This is a genomic window from Dictyobacter vulcani (assembly GCF_008974265.1).
GTDB lineage: Bacteria > Chloroflexota > Ktedonobacteria > Ktedonobacterales > Ktedonobacteraceae > Dictyobacter > Dictyobacter vulcani.
Map to the genome: position 1 here is coordinate 38,139 of NZ_BKZW01000001.1, position 24,092 is coordinate 62,230.

Annotated in this window: 17 protein-coding genes, 2 rRNA genes and 1 pseudogene; 13 read left to right on the plus strand and 7 right to left on the minus strand. The window is 46.8% G+C overall.

Annotated features, from left to right (window positions below):
• Positions 1 to 18: 18 nt before the first annotated feature.
• From rsfS to KDW_RS00220, 9 genes are all read left to right on the plus strand, one after another.
• Positions 19 to 378 carry a ribosome silencing factor gene (gene rsfS / locus KDW_RS00180; RefSeq protein WP_233097563.1) on the plus strand — a complete coding sequence of 120 codons (360 nt, stop codon included), beginning with the start codon at positions 19 to 21 and terminating at the stop codon, positions 376 to 378.
• A 26-nt stretch (positions 379 to 404) separates the two neighbouring features.
• Positions 405 to 587, plus strand: coding sequence for a hypothetical protein (locus tag KDW_RS00185; protein ID WP_151754100.1), 183 nt, complete (start codon positions 405 to 407; stop codon positions 585 to 587).
• Between the two features lie 275 nt (positions 588 to 862).
• Positions 863 to 1,819 (plus strand): hypothetical protein, encoded by a 957-nt coding sequence (locus KDW_RS00190; protein ID WP_151754101.1) that lies wholly within the window; start codon positions 863 to 865, stop codon positions 1,817 to 1,819.
• A 106-nt stretch (positions 1,820 to 1,925) separates the two neighbouring features.
• Positions 1,926 to 3,296 (plus strand): family 4 glycosyl hydrolase, encoded by a 1,371-nt coding sequence (locus tag KDW_RS00195; protein ID WP_151754102.1) that lies wholly within the window; start codon positions 1,926 to 1,928, stop codon positions 3,294 to 3,296.
• A 240-nt stretch (positions 3,297 to 3,536) separates the two neighbouring features.
• A complete protein-coding gene (locus tag KDW_RS00200) occupies positions 3,537 to 5,006 on the plus strand; it encodes an FAD-linked oxidase C-terminal domain-containing protein (RefSeq protein WP_151754103.1) in 1,470 nt (489 codons plus the stop codon).
• Between the two features lie 41 nt (positions 5,007 to 5,047).
• Positions 5,048 to 6,382, plus strand: a complete 1,335-nt coding sequence (locus KDW_RS00205; RefSeq protein WP_151754104.1) for an FAD-binding oxidoreductase — start codon at positions 5,048 to 5,050, stop codon at positions 6,380 to 6,382.
• Positions 6,379 to 7,773 (plus strand): SAM-dependent methyltransferase, encoded by a 1,395-nt coding sequence (locus tag KDW_RS00210; protein WP_151754105.1) that lies wholly within the window; start codon positions 6,379 to 6,381, stop codon positions 7,771 to 7,773. The genes KDW_RS00205 and KDW_RS00210 overlap by 4 nt, the downstream gene beginning before the upstream one ends.
• Positions 7,774 to 7,868: 95 nt before the next feature.
• A complete protein-coding gene (locus tag KDW_RS00215) occupies positions 7,869 to 8,258 on the plus strand; it encodes a (Fe-S)-binding protein (RefSeq protein WP_233097747.1) in 390 nt (129 codons plus the stop codon).
• Positions 8,219 to 9,358: a (Fe-S)-binding protein gene (locus tag KDW_RS00220; protein WP_151754106.1), complete on the plus strand. Its 1,140-nt coding sequence runs from the start codon at positions 8,219 to 8,221 to the stop codon at positions 9,356 to 9,358. The genes KDW_RS00215 and KDW_RS00220 overlap by 40 nt, the downstream gene beginning before the upstream one ends.
• Positions 9,359 to 9,710: 352 nt before the next feature.
• Here KDW_RS00220 and KDW_RS00225 read toward each other — a convergent pair.
• The 3 genes from KDW_RS00225 to KDW_RS00235 form a co-directional block, all read right to left on the minus strand.
• A 23S ribosomal RNA gene (locus tag KDW_RS00225) occupies positions 9,711 to 12,669 on the minus strand.
• 305 nt (positions 12,670 to 12,974) lie between these two features.
• Positions 12,975 to 14,453, minus strand: a 16S ribosomal RNA gene (locus KDW_RS00230).
• The 16S and 23S rRNA genes sit together here, the layout of an rRNA operon.
• 729 nt (positions 14,454 to 15,182) lie before the next feature.
• A complete protein-coding gene (locus KDW_RS00235) occupies positions 15,183 to 16,052 on the minus strand; it encodes a prephenate dehydrogenase (protein WP_151754107.1) in 870 nt (289 codons plus the stop codon).
• A gap of 367 nt (positions 16,053 to 16,419) precedes the next feature.
• On the opposite strand from KDW_RS00235, the gene KDW_RS32500 reads away from it, so the two are divergent.
• On the plus strand, positions 16,420 to 16,920 hold the full coding sequence (locus KDW_RS32500) for a hypothetical protein (protein ID WP_162004831.1): 501 nt from the start codon (positions 16,420 to 16,422) through the stop codon (positions 16,918 to 16,920).
• A gap of 287 nt (positions 16,921 to 17,207) precedes the next feature.
• On the opposite strand, the gene KDW_RS00240 is transcribed toward KDW_RS32500, so the two are convergent.
• Together KDW_RS00240 and KDW_RS00245 are read right to left on the minus strand one after the other, a co-directional pair.
• Entirely contained in the window at positions 17,208 to 17,996 is a 789-nt protein-coding gene (locus KDW_RS00240; RefSeq protein ID WP_162004832.1) for a hypothetical protein, read from the minus strand.
• A gap of 3 nt (positions 17,997 to 17,999) precedes the next feature.
• The gene (locus KDW_RS00245; RefSeq protein ID WP_151754109.1) at positions 18,000 to 19,235 is read right to left on the minus strand and encodes a GTP-binding protein; all 1,236 of its coding nucleotides are present in this window, start codon (positions 19,233 to 19,235) and stop codon (positions 18,000 to 18,002) included.
• A gap of 424 nt (positions 19,236 to 19,659) precedes the next feature.
• On the opposite strand from KDW_RS00245, the gene KDW_RS00250 reads away from it, so the two are divergent.
• From KDW_RS00250 to KDW_RS00260, 3 genes are all read left to right on the plus strand, one after another.
• Positions 19,660 to 19,938: a hypothetical protein gene (locus KDW_RS00250; RefSeq protein WP_151754110.1), complete on the plus strand. Its 279-nt coding sequence runs from the start codon at positions 19,660 to 19,662 to the stop codon at positions 19,936 to 19,938.
• Positions 19,939 to 20,122: 184 nt separating this feature from the next.
• Positions 20,123 to 20,830, plus strand: a complete 708-nt coding sequence (gene nth, locus KDW_RS00255; RefSeq protein WP_151754111.1) for an endonuclease III — start codon at positions 20,123 to 20,125, stop codon at positions 20,828 to 20,830.
• Between the two features lie 43 nt (positions 20,831 to 20,873).
• A complete protein-coding gene (locus KDW_RS00260; protein WP_151754112.1) occupies positions 20,874 to 21,338 on the plus strand; it encodes a GNAT family N-acetyltransferase in 465 nt (154 codons plus the stop codon).
• Positions 21,339 to 21,344: 6 nt separating this feature from the next.
• On the opposite strand, the gene KDW_RS00265 is transcribed toward KDW_RS00260, so the two are convergent.
• A complete protein-coding gene (locus tag KDW_RS00265; protein ID WP_151754113.1) occupies positions 21,345 to 22,259 on the minus strand; it encodes a diacylglycerol/lipid kinase family protein in 915 nt (304 codons plus the stop codon).
• Positions 22,260 to 22,422: 163 nt separating this feature from the next.
• Positions 22,423 to 23,951: pseudogene (locus KDW_RS35630) on the minus strand (YifB family Mg chelatase-like AAA ATPase).
• Between the last annotated feature and the right edge of the window lie 141 nt (positions 23,952 to 24,092).

A 24,092-nucleotide genomic window follows, 5' to 3' on the forward strand; every position in this document is an offset into this window, starting at 1 on the left:
AAATACATAGGAGCACTCGTGGAGGGAGTTCTGTTAGATATAGATCAACAAGCAAAGGCAGCCGCGGATATAGCGTCTGACAAAAAAGCATCCGACGTTCTCTTACTCGATATTAGAGATGTGAGCGTCATCGCCGACTACTTTGTTATTTGTAGTGGCAACAACAATCGTCAGATACAGGCCATCGCCGATACCATTGACGAAGATTTAGGGAAGCAGGGAGCTATGCTGCTTCACCGAGAGGGTAGCGCCGATTCAGGATGGGTGCTCCTCGACTTTGGCGGCGTTATCGTCCATATCTTCGGGCCTAAAGAGCGCGAATATTATCGATTAGAACGCCTTTGGAGTGAAGCAAAAACAGTTGTTTACCTACAATAATACTATGTGTAGAAAAGGTGGCGACGATGACATTTTTTCGTAACCGTTTGTTCCTGGAAGGAATTGCCCTGGGTGGTATTTGTGGAATTGTAATCGGCTCCGTTATTGCTTTTACACTTGGTGAGAGCAGCGTAGAAGCCGTCCGCCGCACACTTCAGGACAGATTCCCAAGCAAACGTGAAGTGCCTTTTAAATATCTTTCACAGTAAAATTTTTATTGTGAGTATATAAAATGTGCTTCCATTAAGAAGTTGGTTCGATAATCGCAGTGGTCACGTTCTAAATAATATATTAAGCAATCATACTTACTATATTGCAGCCAGCATGGTACATTGAGGGCTTCCAGAGTACAGGATAGAGGATACGCTCGATCTTTTACTCTAACTCAATACCTTGTTTCTCTGTATATCGTAATAGATGATTGCTTTTTACAACATAGTAGTAAGATATAGTGTGAGGAAGAGGTGGAGTTGTGAGGATCTTTATGATTACTTGTTGTATGAGCCTGATTTTGAGCGTGGCCTTTTTTGCTGTCATCCTACCCTCCTCCCAATCAGCCTATGCTCAGGCCTGTCAACCCGATACATTAAACATAACACCAGAAGCTACACCAGTATCTACACCTCAGGGATCCATTTATCTAAATGAGATACTCTTTCTTCCAGTTGCGGCAACACTGCACTGTGTGCCTTCTACAGGTACCATTACCACAAAAACTCCCTGGATTGAGCTCTATAATGCATCTGCTCAAGCTTTCCAGCTTGCGCATGCAAACCTTGATAGCGGTCCAAATACAAGCATCTACAATTTTTCACTTACCTCAATTCCTGCTCACAGCTTTATAGTTATATTTCCACCCACAAATCTATTTACACAGGTTGGGATAAACTCATTATTAAGATTAACAATCAATGGTGTGGTTGTCGATCAAGTAACAATTCCTCAGCTCGTCCAGGATAATGCTTATGCTCGTATACCCGATGGGAATGGCGCCTGGCATATAACTGAACATCCGACCCTTGGCGAGAGTAATACGATAACACCAACTGTTACACCAACAAAATCCACCTCTACGCCCAGCACCCATCGACGTACACCAACCGCCACTCCGAAAACACACCCATCAACAAAGAAGAAAACCGTCATGACACATTCACAAAATAAAATCAGCAGCCAGTCTTCTGATCAAAATGACGACCAGTTAACAAATAAGCCACAAAGCTCACAGGTGCAAAAAAACTATCCTCAGTCAAAATGGAAAGATGTACATATTCCATTATCTCAAAATAATAGCAAGCCCACAGAAAATCCGCTTCCTCCTGCAACAGCGGAAATTGCTCAAAATTCAGTGGATCTTCCACGTAAGATTATACTTTCTTTGCTTGCTATAGTTCTTACCTTTACCATCTGGTGGTGCCGCAGACTCTTCTTTAAACGCTGATGCGTAGTTACTATTGTAGGCAAGCCAACTTCTCTTGCCAGGAAATGTAGTAAAGTACATAATGTTGGCAATAAATCACAAGCTAAAATAGAATGAGAAAAAAGCTATGATGTCTCAAGCGAACAAGCCAAAAAACTCTGTTCATCACAGCCATAGGGCTAAAATCACCATTATTGGTGGTGGCAGCCTGCATTGCGCAGCTTTCATGCAGAGCGTTGTTCAACATCCCGAAGTATTACGTGGCTGCCAGATTACGTTAATGGATATAGATGAAGAACGCCTGAACCTTATCTATAAACTTAGCACAAATTTACTTCAACAATCGGGAATAGATGTGCAGCTTACGAAAACGACCAATCAAGAGGAAGCGATAGAAGATGCAAATTTTATTCTGACAACTTTCCGGACAGGTGGTCTACAATCCAGTATTATCGACGAAAAGCTCCCCCTACGCCATAATCTTATTGGACAGGATACGGTTGGAGCGGGTGGCTTCTTTCATTCTTTACGAATTGCTCCAGTTATTGCTGGCATCGCAGCCGAAATAGAAAAACTAGCACCCAGGGCTTTTTTGCTCAACTATACAAGTCCGAGCAATATTACAACCGAAGCAATCTCCCATTATAGTGGTATACGTGTTATTGGCCTTGGCGACAGCACATTTACGAAAACAGAAATGATTGCTCAACGCGCTGGCATTCAATTCGAGCATCCTAAACGTCCCCATCCACGTAAGGTCGGTCTAAGTACGGGTAACTGGACCACGGCGATCTGGAGTGAAGGTGAAAATATTTTAGACCAGGTCATTGAGTGGTGTGAAAAGTATATTCAAAATCAGCCAGCCATGACTGAAGAAAATTATGCCTTCATTTTATTGGCGACACTGACAGCTCGCTATAATGCTATTCCATCTTATCATATGTATTATTATTATTTTCCTGAAATTGTCCTTGAATATCAACAAAAACAAGCAAAAACACAAACAGAAGCTCTTTTAGCGCAACTTCCCAGTGTGATCCAGGCCTATAAACAGGAGGCCGATAAAAAACATCCAGATCTCACACGCTTACCCGGTGTGCCAGGTAACCTGGGATCCAGTAACTTTGCTCTTTCTATCATTCGATCTCTTCGGGAAGACACAGGTGAAGAATGGGTACTCAATGTTCCTAACAAAGGTTCGCTGAATTTTCTGGCAGATGACCGTGTGGTTGAATTACCTTGCCGCGTGGATGCCCGTGGGGCCGCTCCCCTTATGCAAGAAGATGGAGGGCTGAGCATTGACCAGAAAGGTCTGATAGCGACTCTAGCGGAATACGAGGGTGCGACAGCACGGGCTGCGCTGTGGGGAAACCGCAAAGATGCAATCAAAGCTCTGGCGGCTAATCCGCTGGTATGGTCCTATAGTAAAGCTGAAAAAGTATATGATGAGTTGGCAAATGCACACAAACAGTATCTTCCCCAACGCTTGCTAAAATAGTTGTAAAAAGAGTCAGAAATAGGCTTTTCTGATCAAGGCCAGGCGCGTGCATAAAGACTGGCCAGCCTCGCACCATTGATATTAAGGGGTATGATAAAGCAAGAAATAATTCAGCATATATAAAATCTCTGCAATTCACGAATTATGAGGTTATACTTCACATTTTCTGATATGCATGGTATCATCAGCATATTAGAAATGTTCATCATTACTAGTAGTGAAGGAAAGCAGGGTCGCAAGATGAGCATCATAGAAGAGCCTTTCACGACCACCACAGAACCACCATACACCAGATTGTCAGAGAAGACAAAAATACAGGTTATTAAAGCTCTGCAGGAAGTGTCAGGCAAAGCCTACGTTCTTCATACCCTCTATGATCTTGCTTTGTATGAATATGATGCTTCTATCGAACGTGCACGTCCGGATATTGTTGTACTACCTGCCAGTACTCAGGAAGTAGCAGCCATTGTTAAAATAGCAACTCACTATCATATCCCGGTAGTGCCTCGTGGCGCTGGTACAGGTCTCAGCGGTGGAGCAATACCAATCTATGGGGGGATCGTTGTTACCTTCACACGCATGAACCACATTCTAGCAATAGACTATGAGAATCTCCGCGCAACTGTTGAGCCTGGTGTGGTGAATATCCATCTAAATCAAGCTCTCAATCCACACGGTTATGCTTATGTGCCCGATCCAAGTAGCCAGCGTGCCTGTACCATTGGTGGCAATGTCGGAGAAAATGCGGGTGGCCCCCATACCCTGGTCTATGGAGTTACCACTAACCATGTCCTTGGATTGGAAATTGTGACATCTGAGGGAGAGATCCTGGAAATTGGTGGGGAGGCTTATGATACCCCTGGTTTTGATCTTACTGGACTGCTTGTCGGCTCAGAGGGAACACTCTGCATCGTGACAAAGATTATTGTACGTATAGTCCCGTTAGCTGAAGATGTTAAAACGATGATTGCGGTTTTTGATACCATTGAGGATGCTTCTAATACTGTCTCAGAGATTATTGCTTCTGGAATTATCCCAACTGCAATTGAAATGATGGATCAACTGATTCTCCAGGCCGTTGAAGCCGATTCCCATGCAGGTTATCCGCTGGATGCCGCCGCCGTCCTCTTGATGGAAACAGAAGGGATGAGAGAGGCGGTCAACGCTCAGATAGAAGAAATTGTCGCTATCTGCAAAAAAAATCAGGCAAGGGTTGTACGTATCGCTGCAGATGAAAACGAACGTCAACTATTGTGGGCGGGACGAAAAAATGCCTTTGGTGCCGTAGGGCGCATCAGTCCCGAGTTTTATGTGCAGGACGGCGTGGTTCCCCGCACCCAGCTCCCTTATGTACTTCGTTGCATTAGCGAGATCTGCCGGCGTTATCAACTGAAGGTTGGCAATGTCTTTCATGCTGGTGATGGCAATCTGCATCCCCTCATCCTCTTTGATGCCCAGGTCCCAGGTGAATTAGAACGTGTACGGTTGGCAGGGCATGAAATTCTTGAGATTTGTGCGGCCGTCGGTGGCACGATTACCGGAGAACATGGCGTGGGTCTGGAAAAACAAGCGGAAATGGCTTTGATCTTCACTGAAGTTGACCTGCGTATTATGAAAAAAGTCCAGACAGCCTGGAATCCAGATCAGCTTTTCAACCCGGGCAAACTTTTCCCTTTACCAGGACGCTGCGCCGACGTTAAACAGCTCTAACCATTCTATTTCCTAATCGGTACTGAATATGGAAGGATTTTATGGCAGAGATAACTCCCTTTGTACCATTGTTTCGACAACAGTTTCCACAAATACATAGCATAGACGATCCAATCCAGTTGCTCGACTATACTGTCGATGATCGCCTACCAGACATACTTATGCAGCCACAAACAATTGAAGAGGCAGCCAGGATCGTCAAATTTTTTCATGCTCAAAAACTCAGCGTACTGCCTCGTGGCAATGGTACCCATATGTCAATAGGAGATTTGCCAGCGCATATTAATGCGCTCCTTGAAACAACTGCATTTAATCATGTCCTGGAGCATGAGGCACCTGATTTAACATGTCGCACAGAAGCGGGTATAACGCTGGCGCAACTTCAGGCACAACTTAAAAACAAAGGACAGCGGTTAGCTCTCGATCCTCCTAATGCAGAAACAGCAACCATTGGTGGCATCTTAGCAACAAATGATAGTGGCCCCAAAAGACTGCGCTATGGTAGCGCACGCGACCAGGTGATTGGTCTGAGTGTCATTCAGGCCAATGGGGAAATCAGCCATAGTGGTGGTAGAGTGGTTAAAAATGTTGCGGGCTATGACCTGAATAAACTTTATATAGGATCATTTGGGACACTCGGTATTATCGTAGAAGCAAATTTTAAACTTTATCCATTAGCACCGGCTGAACGAACTCTTCTATTCACTTTTGAAAGCATTGAAGATGCTATGCAGGCTACAATTGGCCTTACCTCATCTACGCTAGCCCCGAGCGCTATTGAACTGCTCACCCTTCAAGGACCCAAAGATGCGTCCCCATTCTTTGCTTTTTCTCTTCCAGAGACAGGCTACACATTGGCAGTTAACTTTGAAAATAGTACAATAGCCATGACACGACAGATAAATGAAGCACTCAAAATTGCGCAAACCCATCATGCCTTTCTACGAGAAGACTTAGAGGGACAAGAACAAGAACGCTTCTGGCAAATGATTAGCCTGCAGATACAAAGTGCATTGAGTTGTAAAATTAATCTGCCAGTGACTCGGATAGCCGGGTTGATTGATCAGGTCGAGACTATCTGCAAGCATCAGCATTTGATTGCGAATATTGTAGCTCATGCAGGTAATGGCATTGCCTATGTAGAACTTGGGCCATATAATGCCATGAGCAGAATAATTACTGCTATTACCACATTACGTAATTTTGCTCAGGCCAATAAAGGTAATCTGGTGCTGGAACGCTGCTCAACTCAACTCAAACAGCATCTAAGTGTGTGGGGAGAACCACGGGCAGATTTTGATATGATGAAGCGACTCAAACATCAATTTGATCCAGACGGGGTGTTTGTGAGAGGGAGATATTTAGGAGGATTGTGAGTACAACAGAAAATTTATGCCTGGTAACTGCACAGCCAGAATTTACCGATGCGGCATTGAAAGAATTACATAATCTTGATAATAGTTTGGCCAGTAAAGGTGAAATAGCACCTGGCATTATCCTCTGCCATGTTCAGGATATGGCAAGGTTTATGACTATAGCGAGTAAAACACATCCAACATTTGCACGCCATATAGCCCCTGTTCACACTGTAGTTGATATTAATAATAGCGAAGAGGATTTAGGGACAATCGCACTAGCTACGGTTCAATTACCAGGTTTTACCCAGATTGAGCGTGGCACTCATTTTGCTGTCCAAAGCCGTTTGCTACAAACCGATAAGAGTCAGGGTTCTCGTGCTTATAGTGGCGGTCAGATCAATAAAGCACTTGCGGAAGCTCTTGTAGAAGAAACAGGGGCCGTAGAAGATATAAAAAAACCACAGGTTATTATCTCACTCCTTTGCACAATGCAAAAAGGATATCTTGGCATTTCAACGGCTGAAGAAAACCTTAGTGCATGGCCAGGGGGAGCACGCCATTATGCCCAGACGCAAGAGCAGATTAGCCGTGCAGAATTCAAGTTACTTGAAGCTTTAGAGGTCTTTGGTGTTATACTGCCCTCACATGGACAGGCACTCGACCTGGGTGCTGCACCAGGGGGATGGACACGACTCTTATTGGATGCTGGTCTACAGGTTATTGCAGTCGATCCAGCCAGACTCGACCCTCGCCTGGAGCAACGCAAAGGGCTTGAACACTATCGTGGCTATGCCGAAGATTATCTAGAGGATGCTGTTCAACAAGGCAGGCAATATGATCTTATTGTCAACGACATGCGCATGGATGCTCGTGAAGCAGCCAGACTGATTAGCAAGGCTGCCAGTTGTCTGCGCACCGAAGACGGATTTATCATTAGCGTCTTCAAATTGCCGCATGCTGCTTTAGGAATAGATCCATTTATTAACCTGAAAGAAGCCCTACAGATACTTAAGGGAAGCTATAATATCGTCCAGGCGCACCAACTCTTTCATAATCGCCAGGAGGTGACTGTGGTTGCAGCCCAGCCTCTTCCTCAACAGAGAAGACCACAAAAAAACAGGACTTCTCCAACAAGGAATCAGCCACCACAACGACCATTCCAATCGCGAGGATCTCAATTCCAGAGATCACCATCACCAGGGAGGCCTCAAAGTCCTGGACGACAGCAAAATCCAGGTGCACAACAACAAGCACCTTTCCGACCACGTGCACCTCAACAACCTGGCTCAACTCGTACGCAAGGTCAGCAGTCACGAGGGTCTTCATACCGAGGAAGATCACAGGCGCCCAGGCCAACGCCGCCCAGAACACGCCGCCAGAACAGCATTAATATTAATAAAGGCAGGTAAAAAATATGAATCCAGAGCATACACAGACACGAACAATGCCGTTCGTTCCGCCAAAAGAAGGGCCACTACAACGTCATACACATACCTATGATCTGATGCGTCAATGTATTCACTGTGGATTTTGTCTACCTACCTGCCCAACTTACGCGGTGTTAGGGGTTGAAATGGATTCACCGCGTGGGCGTATTTATCAAATGCAGGCCGTCGCCGATGGAAAATTGGATATCTCAGACGATTTCATTGAGCACATGTATTGTTGCGTTGGATGCCGAGCCTGTGAAACGGCTTGCCCATCAGGAGTGCAATTTGGGAAACTCATCGAGGCAGCCCGTGAGCAAATCCAACTCACCACTTCCTCGGTAGCCACCGAGGAAGGTCCAGACGCTCATGCGCGTGGGAATATAGTGAAACCATCACTCCAACAGCGACCAGAGACAAAAATAGCGTGGCAGCCACACTACTACGGCACTTCTTCTTTGATATGATGTTGCCATCGCGTACGATGCTCTCAATCGTATTTGGAGGTTTGAAAGTCTATCAGCGCAGTGGACTTCAAACTGTCGTACGCGGTACTGGTTTGCTGGATGCGGTTAATCAATTACCTACACCATTTCAAGGTAAGCTTAAACTACCCGATGAATTGATGGAAAACGCAGGAGGATCCATCATTCCGGAACAACTTCCAGAAGTAACACCAGCCATTGGCGAACAACGTTACCGTGTTGGCGTCATTAGTGGCTGTATCATGGACCAGGTTTTCCATGACATCAATGAAGCAACTATTCGCGTACTGGCTGCTAACGGTTGTGAAGTGATCACACCACGCCAGCAGAGCTGCTGTGGGGCGTTGCATGTACATGGTGGAGAGGCAGAGAAAGGGCGCGCACTGGCCAGACATAACATCGACACATTTGAGCGCTATAACTGCGATGCTATCATCATCAACTCGGCTGGCTGTGGCTCGACACTCAAAGAGTATGATCACCTGCTACGCGATGATCCTGACTACATTCAGAAAGCCCAGGAGTTTAGCGCCAAAGTCAAAGATATCAGCGAATTCCTGACCAGCATTCAGTCAATTAAACAGATGGGTGAGATCCACCACACCGTTGCTTATCACGATGCTTGCCACCTGCTACATGGACAAAAAATCAAGCAACCACCCCGGCAACTACTCAAAACTATTCCTGGCCTTAAACTAGTTGATCTAAAAGAGTCAGATTGGTGCTGCGGCAGCGCGGGCATCTACAATCTCACAAACCAGGATATGGGTCGCGAACTTCTGGAACGCAAGATGAACAATGTCGAAGCGACTGGAGCCCAGATTATCGCCACCGGCAATCCCGGCTGTATGATGCAGATCGCTATGGGCATGCGCCAGCGGGGCCTGCAAATGGAAGTGATGCATCCCGTACAACTACTAGATGCTGCCTATGAAACAGGTGGTGTATATAAGAACGCCCTAAACAAGAATACGAGCAACGACAGTGTCAGCAGACAGACCCCTAAACCAATTATAGCTATAATAACCATCCTGACCATTCTGGGAGCGATCTTTATACTCAAGCCCCGCCAGCGTAAGTAAAACCATAAAGAAACCACAAACAAGCATATAAAACTATAGGAAAAATAATCTGCACTGGAGGAATTAGTCAATCCTCCAGTGCAGATTATTTTTCCTACACCATTTCAGTTACTAAATTAACGCTTCACGGGACCACATCAAAAAATCAGAATCCTGAAGTATCATATTTCGATTTAAATTAAAGCAAAAAAATCAGGGGACAAACAAAAAAGACCTTCCCCGCAAAGGGAAAGCCTCATAATGTCTATGACTACTGCAATACCGTTTATCCTCAATTTTGCCGAGCGCCTCTGCCAGCCGATGAGCTGAAGCCGAGTGCACTCACGCGAGTGTCCACGATGAAGATACTATGTGAAACAAGCCGTACGATCATTAGGGCGACTTCGCTGCGCCTGTTACCAGGTGTCCACGTGTCGTCTATCTACCAGGTCGTCTTCCTGGGATCTTGATCACACGAAGTGATGGGAAAACTCGTCTTGGGTGCGGCTTCGCGCTTAGATGCCTTCAGCGCTTATCCTTTCTCGACATAGCTATCCAGCTCTGGCCCGGGCAGGCCAACTGGCACACCAGCGGTCGAGCCATCTCGGTCCTCTCGTACTGGAGATGACGCCCCTCAATTTTCCTACGCCCACGACGGATAGAGACCGAACTGTCTCGCGACGTTCTGAACCCAGCTCGCGTGCCGCTTTCATGGGCGAACAGCCCAACCCTTGGGACCTACTCCAGCCCCAGGATGCGACGAGCCGACATCGAGGTGCCAAACCTTGCCGTCGATATGAACTCTTGGGCAAGATAAGCCTGTTATCCCGGGGTAGCTTTTATCCGTTGAGCCACACTCCTTCCACTCGGGAATGTGGGATCACTAAGCCCGACTTTCGTCCCTGCTCGACCTGTCCGTCTTGCAGTCAAGCTCCCTTCTGCCTTTGCACTCTTACGGGTGATGTCCATCCACCCTGAGGGAACCTTTGGGCGCCTCCGTTACTCTTTGGGAGGCGACCGCCCCAGTCAAACTACCCGCCTGATCTTGTCTACGTCCCGGCTCACGGTGACGTATGAGAAACAAACCGCAACGAGAGTGGTATTTCACTGTTGTCTCCCCTACCCCCACAGGGATAGGTTCTCCGACTCCCACCTATGCTACGCACGCTTCAACTCGTTTCCAGGTCAAGGTGTAGTAAAGCTCCACGGGGTCTTTTTGTCCTGTCGTGGGTAACCCGTATCTTCACGGGTACTTCAATTTCGCCGAGTCCTCTGTCGAGACAGCGCTCAACTCGTTACTCCTTTCGTGCGGGTCGGAACTTACCCGACAAGGAATTTCGCTACCTTAGGACCGTTATAGTTACGGCCGCCGTTCACCGGGGCTTAGATTCGCAGCTACGATCACCGCTCCTCGTAACCTTCCGGCACTGGGCAGGAGTCAGCCCCTATACTTCCGCTTTCGCGTTCGCAGAGACCTGTGTTTTTGGTAAACAGTCGGTTGAGCCAATTTCTTGCAACCCCCTCACGCCACTCCGAAGAGCCTCGCTACTAGGGCACCCCTTCTTCCGAAGGTACGGGGTTAATTTGCCGAGTTCCTTAACAGAGGGTCGCTCGATCACCTGGGGAGATTTCCCCTGCCTACCAGTGTCGGTTTGCGGTACGGGCGGAGAAGCATTCTGGCGAGAGGCTTTTCTCGGCGGCGTAGGGCCAATGACTTCCGCGAACTGACGTCCGCTCGCTGCACGTGTCATGCACAGGAAACCGGGATTTTCCTCGGTTTCGCACTTCGCCGTACAGACCCATCCTGTCCAATCGATGGGCTCACCTTCCTTACCGCGTCCCCCCATTGCTCATAACAAATGTCTCCGGTGCAGGAATGTCCAACCTGCTTGCCATCGCCTACGACTATAACGTCCTCGGCTTAGGACCCGACTCACCCTGGGACGATTGACGGTGCCCAGGAACCCTCAGGCATTCGGTGTGTCTGGTTATCACAGACATGACGCTACTCATTCCGGCATTCTCACTTCTCTTCGCTCCACCAGTCCTCACGGTCTGGCTTCTCTGCTTGAGAACGCTCCCCTACCAACCTTCTCGTAATGAGAAAGTTCCATGGCTTCGGTATGATGCTTAAGCCTCGATACGTTGTCGGTGCCACTACACTCGACCAGTGAGCTATTACGCACTCTTTAAATGATGGCTGCTTCTAAGCCAACATCCTGGCTGTTTGGGCGTACTGACTCCCTTTTACACTAAGCATCAATTTTGAGACCTTAGCCGATGGTCTGGGCTGTTTCCCTTTTGACGACGAAGCTTAGCCCCCGCCGTCTCACTTGCATGCATGCTGTCCTGGCATTCGGAGTTTGGTTGAGTTTGGTAACCAGCACGTGGCCCCTAGCTCATTCAGTGCTCTACCTCCAGGATAGTGTTTCATACAGCTGTACCTCAATACATTTCGGGGAGAACCAGCTATCTCCGTGTTCGATTGGAATTTCTCCCTATCCACAAGTCATCCCCCAGTTTTGCAACACTGGTGGGTTCGAGCCTCGACGGACTGTCACATCCGCTTCACTCTGCTCATGGATAGCTCACACGGTTTCGGGTCGCATCGCCGCAACATTCGCCTTGTTCAGACTCGGTTGCCCTGGGGCTCCCCAGCTTTATCGCTGGTTAACCAGGCTACGACGATGCACTCGCCGGATCATTCTACAAAAGGCACGCCATCAGCCCTTAGTTCCTCATGGAACAGTGGCCTCTGACTGCTGGTGAGTACGTGGTTTCAGGGTCTCTTTCATCCCCCTCTCGGGGTGCTTTTCACCTTTCCCTCACGGTACTTGTTCGCTATCGGTCGCTAAAGATGTGTAGCCTTGGAGGGTGGTCCCCCAGCTTCCCACAAGGTTTCACGTGCCTCGTGGTACTCAGGATACTGGCCTATTCGAGCTTTCCGTCCTCTACGGGACTGTCACCCGCTCTGGTCACGCTTTCCAACGTGTTCAAGTAAAATGCTCTCCTGTGTTGCCAGTCCTACAACCCCGATCATCTCGAAAGATGGTCGGTTTGGGCTCCTCCCGGTTCGCTCGCCACTACTACGGGAATCTCGGTTGATTTCTTTTCGTCGAGTTACTGAGATGTTTCAGTTCACCCGCTGCCCCCCGTCACTGCCTATGTGTTCAGCAGGCGGTCTCCAGACATCACTCTGGAGGAGTTGCCTCATTCGGAATCTCGGGGTTCATCGCTTGCATGCAGCTCCCCCCGAACGTTTCGCCGGTCTCCGCGTCCTTCTTCGGTCTTTAGCGCCAAGGCATCCACCTCGTACTCTGTGTAGCTTGTTCTCTGATTCTTCATCATGTGTGTCTGTGAATGCTTGATCTCTTGATTTTTTTCGCAAAAAATTGCGATCCTCTGCTTCAACTCTGGCTGACATAAATCGCTCAGCAAAATTGAAGATAAACAGTATTCAGTTGTCAAGGTGCGATGCTGGCAGGCCACACACCGGAGCGTGTGTCTGTTGACCCCAACATCTGGAGAGTGGAAACCAGTCCAACGGCTGGCACAAATACGTTCTTGTCCTGGTCGACCTGGAAGTGTGACATCATGGTGGCCATGATGGATCATGACCGATGTCAAAGCTCCCTAGAAAGGAGGTGATCCAGCCGCACCTTCCGGTACGGCTACCTTGTTACGACTTCACCCCAATCACTGACCCCACCCTCGACGCTTGCCCCTCTTGCGAGTTAGCCCAGCGGCTTCAAGTGTTGCCAACTTTCGTGGTGTGACGGGCGGTGTGTACAAGACCCGGGAACGTATTCACCGTAGTGTGCTGACCTACGGTTACTAGCAACTCCAACTTCATGGAGGCGGGTTGCAGCCTCCAATCTGAACTGAGGCCAGGTTTGACGAGATTGGCTCCCTCTCGCGAGTTCGCGACTCTTTGTCCTGACCATTGTAGCGTGTGTGTCGCCCAAAGCGTAAGGGCCGTGCTGACTTGACGTCATCCCCGCCTTCCTCCATTTTAAAATGGCAGTTTCGCTAGAGAAATTCAACTAACGACAGGGGTTGCGCTCGTTGCGGGACTTAACCCAACATCTCACGACACGAGCTGACGACAGCCATGCAGCACCTGTGGATCCGCCCCGAAGGGACAGCCAGTTACGGCTGGTGCAAATCCATGTCAAGCCTTGGTAAGGTTCTTCGCGTTGCATCGAATTAAACCACACGCTCCGCTGCTTGTGCGGGTCCCCGTCAATTCCTTTGAGTTTTAATCTTGCGACCGTACTCCCCAGGCGGACCACTTCTTGTGTTAACTGCGACACTGAGGGGGTCGATACCCCCAACGTCTAGTGGTCATCGTTTACGGCTAGGACTACCAGGGTATCTAATCCTGTTCGCTCCCCTAGCTTTCGCACCTGAGCGTCAGATGCTTCCCAGGACACTGCCTTCGCCATCGGTGTTCCTCCGGATATCTACGCATTTCACCACTCCACCCGGAATTCCGTGTCCCTCTGAAGCCCTCAAGTCAGACAGTATCCGAAGTACTTCGTCGGTTGAGCCGACGACTGTCACTCCAGACTAATCTGACCGCCTGCGTGCGCTTTACGCCCAATAAATCCGGACAACGCTTGCCCCCTACGTATTACCGCGGCTGCTGGCACGTAGTTAGCCGGGGCTGATTCCTCTGGTACCGTCCGTTCTCGTCCCAGAGAAAAGCAGTTTACGATCCGAAAACCTTCATCCTGCACGCGGCGTTGCTCGTTCAGGGTTGCCCCCATTGACGAAAATTCCTCACTGCTGCCCCCCGTAGGAGTCTGGGCCGTTCTCAATCCCAGTGTGGCTGATCGTCCTCTCAGACCAGCTATCGATCGTCGTCTTGGTAAGCCATTACCTCACCAACTAACTAATCGAGCGCAGGCTCATCCTCAGGCGCCCTTACGAGCTTTGCTCTTGCGAGCCTATGCGGTATTGTCGGCGATTTCTCGCCGGTATTCCTCACCTGATGGTAGATTGCCCACGTGTTACTCACCCGTCCGCCACTCCCTGCTTGCGCAGAGCGTTCGACTTGCATGTGTTAGGCACGCCGCCAGCGTTTATCCTGAGCCAGGATCAAACTCGCCATCCAATTTTGTTTTTATACAAACATATACCCAAACAAGTATATGTCAATTGCATGTGAAGTTGCGACCATGGCCAAAGTTTTACAACATTGGCTGTAATTGTTCGCAGATTATTGTTGTGATCACCGAACCCCTAAGAGTCCGGGATCGAATTGACAGGAAACTAGAAACGATTCATGTTGTTCCAGTTGCTGTTCTGCTTTCCACTCTTCAGTTGTCAAGGTACCAGACGAAACGTGTGTTTCGCCATCCGACAAGCGTCTGTGTTTTTTTCGTTTGCTTGTCTCGTGTAGCTGTAGTATCGCAGATCTGTTGTGCTTTGTCAAGCGTTTTCCGGACCACTTTTTCAGGTCCGCCGAAATCTCGTGTTTCTGACTCGTCAGAGTCAGAAGACATGCACTATCCTGCGAAAAAGGGCACAGCCTTCCTTTTCTCAATACTTCATTGGGAAGACGCAGGAGATCGAAGATCTCGGGGAGAGCCACCTTAGCGTGGCACAACGGATGCGAAGGGACAGGAACACCCGGGCTCATTGAAACCAGGTGATTGTCGTCTTTCTGCAGCTCGATGATTATGCCATAGCCGCGCCATCCTGTCAAGCATTTACTATACAGCTTAATAAAGTACTAAATGCTCTCAAGAAGCAAATCATTGTCATCCAAAAAATTGGATAGATTATTACAACGTCTATAACCAAACATACACACCCTGGTAAATTTTTCCCTTTCATTGATTTATTCTTTATTCTCATATGATGTCTGCCATTGTTGACGTAAATACTGAGATTTAACAAATACTTCTTTGAGATCACTCTTATGCATAGCTATTTGATCACGTAATGTAGATAGATTAGAGACGTATGCATCTAGCCAATGTACAATAGAACTACTATTGGTCAAACAAATATCTCTATACATCTCCGGATTTCCAGCTGCTAAACGTGTAGTGTCACGAAAACCAGATGAAGCAAGCACAGAAGCATCACGCCAGGTAGAATCTTCACCAACAGTATTCATCAAAGTAGCTGCAATCAAAAATGGTAAATGGCTGACACTGGCTACCAATCCATCATGTTCTGCTGGTTCTAAAAAGCGCAGTTGCGCTCCTAAAATTTCAACGAGGGACGTAACTTTACTAATAGCGGTTGAACAAGTGCGTGCAGTTGGTGTTAAACAGTAGATACAACTCTTGAACAGTTCTGGATCAGCAACTTCAACCCCACTTACTTCTTTACCAGCCATTGGATGTCCGCCCACAAAGGAAACGGTCGTTGGTAAAAACTCTTCTGCCCAACTCACAACTTGTGTTTTCGTGCTAGACACATCAGTAACCACGGTACCCGCAGTAAGAACCGGAGCAATAGACTGCAAAATATCACGTACTACGCCGACTGGAGTAGCTAAAATAACCAGTTCAGCTCTATTCACGGCTTCAGTCATACTCGCATATTCTTGATCTATGGCACCAATTTTGCAAGCGCGCTCACTTACCCCTCTCCCTTGATCATAACCTACAACCTGTTCTGCAGCATTAGCCTTCTTTAAAGCCAGACCAATGGAACCACCAATAAGGCCCAGACCAATAATTGCTACGCGATTAAACATAAAACAACACTCCTTCGCACATGATTAATACCACTCACCACATGAATTGAGATCCATTATACTAAAACCCATTATAAAAACATAGAGTAATTTTACTTACGTATCACACAGTACGGAAAAGCCCGATTCAAATTAGAGAGATTTCATACATGATATTTAATATACTAAATATGTCGATAAATGTAACCTCTTACGTATACATATCGAACGATTATTAAAATATATACATATAGAAAATCGAGAGATTTTATGTTAATATCCACTCGAAAAGCGGCGTTCATACTAGAGAATAGTAAGAAGCGGGGGTCATTGTAACACCCCTAAGTGAATTACCATGTTGCTAACGTTAATTCAAAGGAGAAACAGGATGAATCAACAGCACTCGGTAAACATAGCGCGTTCTTCAAAGCGGTTATCAAAATTGGGCGGGATTCTAGTCATCGTAAGTATTTTCCTGTTAGGAGCAGTAGCACCGATTGTAACAGGAATCTCAACAGCCCACGCGAGCAATTCTAGTTACCATAGTGCTCTTTCCCATAGTTCTCTTTCTCTAAAGAGTGACTGCCCAAATGGGCATTGCGGTAGACATCACAGAAACAACAACAACAATAATAACAACAACAACAACGGTGGCAATGCCAACAACAACAACAACAATAACAACAACGGCCGTGGCGCTAACAACAACAACAATAACAACAACAACGGCCGTGGCGCTAACAACAACAACAATAACAATAACGATGGCAATGCCAATAACAATAACAACAACAACAATAACAACAACGGCCGTGGTACCAACAACAACAACAACAACAACAACAACGGTGGTGCCAACAACAACAACAACAACAACAATAATGGTTGATCCATTACTGGTGCAAGGTTAATGGTCGCCATAGCTCACTCATAAAAGTGAGATCAAACCAGGTAGCGTTAGAGGATCCTTTTATTTCTGCTACACTATGGGTTAGAAAGAAATAAAAGGATCCTCTTTCAGTTTGCTTTGGATATAAGAAGCATCCAAATGCTTATTTAATACAATAATAATGATACTTTTTCTCAAAAAAAGAAGGCATGGAACAGAATGTTCATGCCTTCTTTACACTTGTGTAAAATCATACACATAAAGGATGATGACTAAAAATTTAAATCTTAAAAATAGACAAGTTCTTCAAGCCATTCTTCAGATTGTGGTCCCAGAGCTTCAACTAACATTTTTGTGACTTGATCGCTTAGCAGTTCTTCACGTTCAGTACGGTACAGAGCCAGAAAACGAGTAATCAAGGAAATATCATGGTGCTCTAATAAATCAGCCGCAAATTGCTCTAGCAACAATTCATACGTTAAATATTCTTCTGGCGTCGTGTCATCATACCAATCAAATCCTCGTACGGTAACAGGCGTTTTGCCATCAGCTTCTGGCTCAAAGGCTTCTTCATGTTGTTCATGCATGTCTTTATTGACAACACCTTTGACCCCATCTAATTGCTGAGACAGCCAGAGCGAAATAAATTTAAATTGCCACTCATCGGCCCATAGAGGAGTTACTTCAGGCCACGGGCGCGGATCATCCTCTAGATATGCAACGGTTAACTCATGATAAAGCATAAATGCAAATTTCTCAGGAGTTACCTCTCCAAAGATCGCATCCAGTTCCGTCGGCACTACAAGAGTAGGAGGTGTAGTCAGATCAGTTATATATGGATGGGGAGAATCAACCTCTTCAGTCTCGCTGTGCGGAACCAGGGGCCAATCTTCCATATCCACAAGCAAGACTTCAAAATCAGGTAAATCTAGCTGAAGTAGTTGTGAAAGCAGCTTACCTGCATTCTGTATTTTCTCAGCCACGCTGCGAGCAAGGACTTCCTCACTCGCAGGATAGTAGACGGTAAATGGCTCGGTCAATATCTCGTAATGGTCATAAGGAAAGAGCATAGGCACGATTTAAGCTTTCCCTTCTTCTAAAATTTTAAGATCAGGCTCTTCTAATAATGGATCCGATTTACCTGTTTCCAACTCATTCAACGCCTGTTCACGCAATTCGTTGATTTTTGTATCTTTCCTAAAGCGATGATAGAAGTTTTTATAGAGTTGTTGCAGGCGCTTCGGGCTCAACTGTTTGTTTTCTTCGTAATATTCAAGCGCAACTTGTCCAATAGACCAGGTAGCCGCTCCAGCAATGGCACCAGCAATAAAGTCACCGCCAAATGGTACGGCTTTAGCTGCCTGTTGAGCCAGATAGCGTAGGCCCAGGCCTCCTGCAATAGTGGCAATTAGTTCTCGCGCATGTTTCTTGGCATCAGCACTATCCATCTGTTCTCCGTAAAGAGCCGCCAGACGTAACACGAGACGTATTTGCGTACCAAGAATAATAGGAATGTCAATAAACGGTATTGGTTCCAGACCAGCTGCCAGGCTAACAAGAGTCGAATTTCGAATGATGCGCTGTGCAGCAACCCGACGATAGGCAGGTAGTTCACGACCAATGGCCAGAGCAGCTTCAGGACTTGCTTCGATAATTACAGGAATTAGCTCTTCAGCAACATTTTCACCTGTTTTGGCTGAAACAGGAATAACTCCCGGCGCTTCCAGTTGAACGGCTACTTCTGTCGCTAACTGATCCCCAGTCTCACCCCCTGAGAGCTCATCGATTTTGTTGACGGCTACGACTGTTGGTTTATCGAAGCGCTTGATAACGTTATAGAGTTCACGATCGGATGCCTGCAACCCTTTGGATGCGTCAATCAGAAAAACAATAACACTCGCCTGGTCCATGCCACTTTCCATGACATCTGGAAGATGGCCAGGGGTATCGACAAGGGTAAAAGGACCAAAATCGGTACGCACAAGAGTACGCGTTGTGCCAGATTGTGAAGAGGCAGGCGATAAATTCTGCCCTTTCAAAGTATTAAACAATGTGCTTTTACCAGTATTTGGTTGGCCGACAATGACAACTGTGTTGTTTAAGCCTTCTACGACTTCTTGCTGGGCCAGCTTCCAGTTCACAGCTTTCATCAAGCCTTGCACCATGGAGATGTTAGCAGGGAGATTTCGCAACGTATGGATACCGAGATCTTTAATGCCTTTAGGCTGGTTACGTTTGCGTAAAATGCTGGCAGCCATGTCATTTCTGAGTTTTTCCCTGTCACCATTTGCATTTGTAAATTTTTTATTAGCCACACTCAACTTCCTTCCCTGACGTTGTTCAATAACATGCAATTCTATAGCAGAATATACCGAGTGTACAAATTTTTTGGTTGTGTTGTGCTTCTATATAATCACTAACGATCTTTACAACAATAGTACGCGCGTATCTACGCACACGTTTCATAAGACTCGCTGATACCTACCACAAAGTCCCCACTCTATCCCTGGCGCTCACACTCAGTGCCTTGATTCTAGCATATGTTATAAGTATTAGCCTCGATGCCTATTATTATTATAACTGTCAGACCAGCCACAAAGACGTCAAAATTGCAAAACAAGCGTGCGGATACGGCATTCTTGACATAAGAGCGAAGTTTCTGCCATAATCGTGAAAGTAGCATTGTAATTCACAATGGAAGCATTCCATCTTATTGTTTTCTGCAACAGAGGCACTATCATGCAAAATACACCTATGCGCAATGAATCAACAGATCAAGACTATAAATCTGGTTTCATGCGTGTTATGTGGCTGTCTGAACAAGCTAAACTTCATGGCTGGCGCTTGAATGAACGCCAACTTATCCATGAAATTGTACAGCGCGAGCGCGCGGCACACATTCGTGAAAAAAGCTCTCTTCCTATTATCGGCTCAGAGGTCCGTTCAGCTGCCTGGAATAGAGGGCAAGCTGATGCTTTACGTACCCTCTTACGTACCCAACGCGAAAGTTATGATTAATATCTTCTACCATCCTGTCCCTTCTACTATTGTCGTCGACAGGATAAATAGAAATATCACAACACAGATTGTGGCAGCAACGACGGCCAGATATAGAGCTGTTAAATAATCTGATTGAGCAGACTTCCAACATCCTCCAGGAATCTACATGAAGAGATCCCATAAGTAAAAGAGAAGAATACACATGAACCTCGCTGCACCTATTTATACGGGACCAACTCCCGGTTCGCCAGAGCAAGTTACTGCTATTATTGCGGAACTACGACGTCTCTATCCTCAAGCGGCATGTTCTCTCAATTTTTCAAATCCACTTGAACTTTTGATTGCGACGCAGCTCTCAGCCCAATGTACTGATGAACGGGTCAATATTGTAACTGCCAGACTTTTTAAGAAATATACTTCTGTGGCGGAGTTCGCTGAATCTTCTCTTGAAGAATTAGAGCAAGATGTCCGTTCAACCGGCTTTTATCGCAATAAAGCGAAGAATATTCGTGCTGCCTGCCAGCGACTGATTGCTGTTTATGGAGGCGATGTTCCTCAGACCATGCAAGATCTTCTCACTCTTCCTGGAGTTGCTCGCAAGACGGCAAATGTAGTGCTGGGTAACGCTTTTGGGATTGTTGTCGGCTTCGTGGTCGATACACATGTAGGCCGCCTCTCACGCCGTTTCGGCTGGACAACCAATACTGACCCCGTTAAAATTGAACAAGAGCTGATGTTGATTGTTCCTCGAGAGGATTGGCTCGACTTATCGCATTTGCTGATTTTCCATGGCCGCGCCATCTGTGATGCCCGCAAACCGCTCTGTGAACAATGTACAATTGCTCACCTCTGTCCCTCTGCCTTCGCAGCTACGCCAGTACGCAGTACGAGTGGCAAAACTATTAAATAGAGACTGCTAACCATTGTATTCATATTTGTAGGAAGTAAAAATCATGCAATTGACAGTTGATTATCGTGCGATTAATGCCAGAGAGACGTATGCACTGCGACATCAAATTTTAAGGCCCCATCAAACATTAGCAGACTGCGCTTATCCATTAGATGACGAAGCAACCAGCTATCATGTAGGAGCCTGGCTAGAACAAGATTTGATCGGGGTTGGCTCGCTTTTGCAAGAGGCTCAAGATGGGACAACAGACACGAATAGTTGGAGGATTCGTGGGATGGCAGTGTCGGACACGGCACGAGGTCTTGGTGTCGGCGGACATATCTTGCAGGCTTTAATTGATTATGCATCCAGGCAAGAAAAGCCCGGCACCATCTGGTGCAATGGACGCACAACAGTTCAGGGCTTTTATGAACACTTCGGCTTTGTACAACATGGACCGATATTCAATCTTCCGGCTATCGGCCCTCACGTCCTGCTGATTAAAACTATTCCAGGTAACGGTATTTAAATTCTACTAGATACGTATCCAGAGGGCGCCGGGAAGAATCTCTGCATCGACACTTGTAACGCGAGCTTCTTCTCCATCCGCTTGTAGAGTAACAGGCCGCTTACTTTCGATATGGATACTTCTGGCTCGATAGAAAGTTACTCCGCGCTCATAAATATGCTGGCCTTTTTTGACACCTGGAAAAAGTTGGAGCACACGCCAGAGAGGCATATAGTCGACCACACAGACATCCAGTAAACCATCAGCATAATCAGCTTTGGGATTAATATGAAAACCTGCTCCATAGGCAGGACCATTGGTAACAGCAATCAAAACATAACGTTTTTCAATCAGCTGCTCAACAACTCCATCATCAATGCGATACGTCAACCAGGGACAATTTTGAAAACCAAAGAGCAATTTACGGAGAGCCGCCACATAATATAAATTAGCACCACTCATCAATGGTATGTTCTTCATGTGATTGGTCAGAGCTCCGATTTCAGCATCCATACCAATGCTAAAGCCATTCGCAAAGTACGTATCGTTCACACGACCAGCATCTACGCTGGTTAAATGACCATTGAAAGCTCGTTCAATCGCTTGCACGGGCTGACGGGGTAGTTTGAGGGTATTGCAAGCAAAATCATTGCCTGAGCCAGCCGCCACAATACCCAGCGGCACACGCCTTCCGGCCGTAAGCAATCCATTGACTACTTCATGAATAGTACCATCGCCACCAACAACGATCACCTCTCGATTCGCCATTGCAGCCTGCTGGGCTAAATCTTTGGCATGACCAGGAAGCCTGGTTTCTCTATATTCAGCATGGTACTGTGTAATATATTGAGGTAGTAGCTTTTGATAGGCCTTCATGTTGCCACGATTCGCCATTGGATTTAAAATCACGAGGGGATTCCCTGTAGAAGCCGATGTTTCCATGGCCACAACTCCTTCTAGCCGAGCTTGTAATGCGTCAATTGTAACACCTTCAAACTGGAAATACTATTCCTTTTTTCAGGTTGCTAGCATTCGACATTGACTACCACAGGAAAACAGGCGCTTAAATGTTCGTCATATCCCACTCTTTAAGGATGTCTGATCGCTAATTCCGTACTTTGGGACGGTATTGAATAGCTTCCGCAACATGATTAGCTGCAATAATATCGCAATCAGCAAGATCGGCAATCGTGCGTGCCAGTTTGAGCACGCGATGGAAAGCTCTCGCGGAGAGATGTAATTGCTGCATGGCTGCTTTGAGCAATTTCTCCCCTCCTGTATCCACTACACAAAAATTTCGCACTTCACCCGGCCCCATCTCAGAATTGCAGTTGAGCGAGGTATTTTTTAAACGCTGCTGCTGGCGCTCACGTGCTTGCTGTACACGCTGTCGGATGATCACTGAGGACTCCACATTCCGTTTGTCTGCCAGTTTCTCATAATCGACTCGGGGTACTTCTACGTGAATATCTATGCGATCCAACAGTGGGCCACTAATCCGCTTCTGGTAGCGTGCAATTGCGGTGGCTGAACAACTACATTCGCGCACTGGATCACCATAATAACCACAAGGGCAAGGGTTCATAGCTGCCACTAACATGAAGTTGGCTGGATAAGTAATGCTGCCTTGTGCTCGTGAGATGGTAACAATTTTATCTTCAAGCGGCTGACGCATTACTTCAAGCACATTTTGTCCAAATTCAGGTAATTCATCCAGAAAAAGGACACCACGATGAGAGAGGCTGATCTCGCCTGGGCGTGGTATGCGACCACCGCCTACCAGGCCGGCATGGCTGATAGTATGGTGAGGTGCTCGAAAAGGACGCTGCCGGACCAGAGGAACATCGGTTGAGAGCATGCCACTCACACTATAAATTTTGGTGACTTCCAGGGCTTCTTCAATCAACATACGTGGAAGAATCGATGGGAGTGCCCGGGCCAACAATGTTTTACCAGATCCAGGTGGGCCGCTCATTAAGATATTATGCCCACCGCTGGCTGCTACTTCTAACGCCCGCTTGACATGTTCCTGCCCCGAATAGCAGACATATCCTGTCCTATCCATACATCGCCGTCATAGTCCAACAGGGTAGTGTCACAAATGTACTGTTGGATTAAGGAAACGCCATTGAGATGATCAATTAACTGACGTAAGGTCTCAACGGGATAAACCTCAATACCCTCTACCAGAGTAGCTTCCAGAGCATCAACGGCTGGCACAAAAACAGTTTTGACGTGACGCTCACGTGCCAGAGCTACCATTGGTAGTACTCCATTGGTATGCCGTACACTTCCATCAAGAGAGAGTTCTCCCAGGAACAAAGCGGCATTGATCAGCTCATTGTTGTTAATCTGCTCTGAAGCCAACAAAATACCAATAGCTATTGGTAAGTCGTAGACTGGTCCCTCTTTTCGCAAGTCAGCAGGAGCAAGATTAACGGTAATGCGCTTAAAAGGAAATGTACAATTGCTATTTTTAATGGCTGCCCGAACGCGATCTTTAGCTTCATTGACGGCTGCATCCGGCAAACCAACAATGGTAAAGGTACTTAAACCAGTTGCCAGATCAACCTCTACTTCAATCAGAGCTCCCTCCAGACCAACCACTGCACAGCTACGAGCCATTGACAGCATACACCACGATCCTTCCTCATTAAATATTCCTCTCTCTAGTAATGCGCATTACACACCGCCTGAGCGGAAAGGGCAATCAATCCAATACAGTATATCTATTTTCAAGGGGCGTTGTTGATAGCTGCTTATTTCGCGATATTT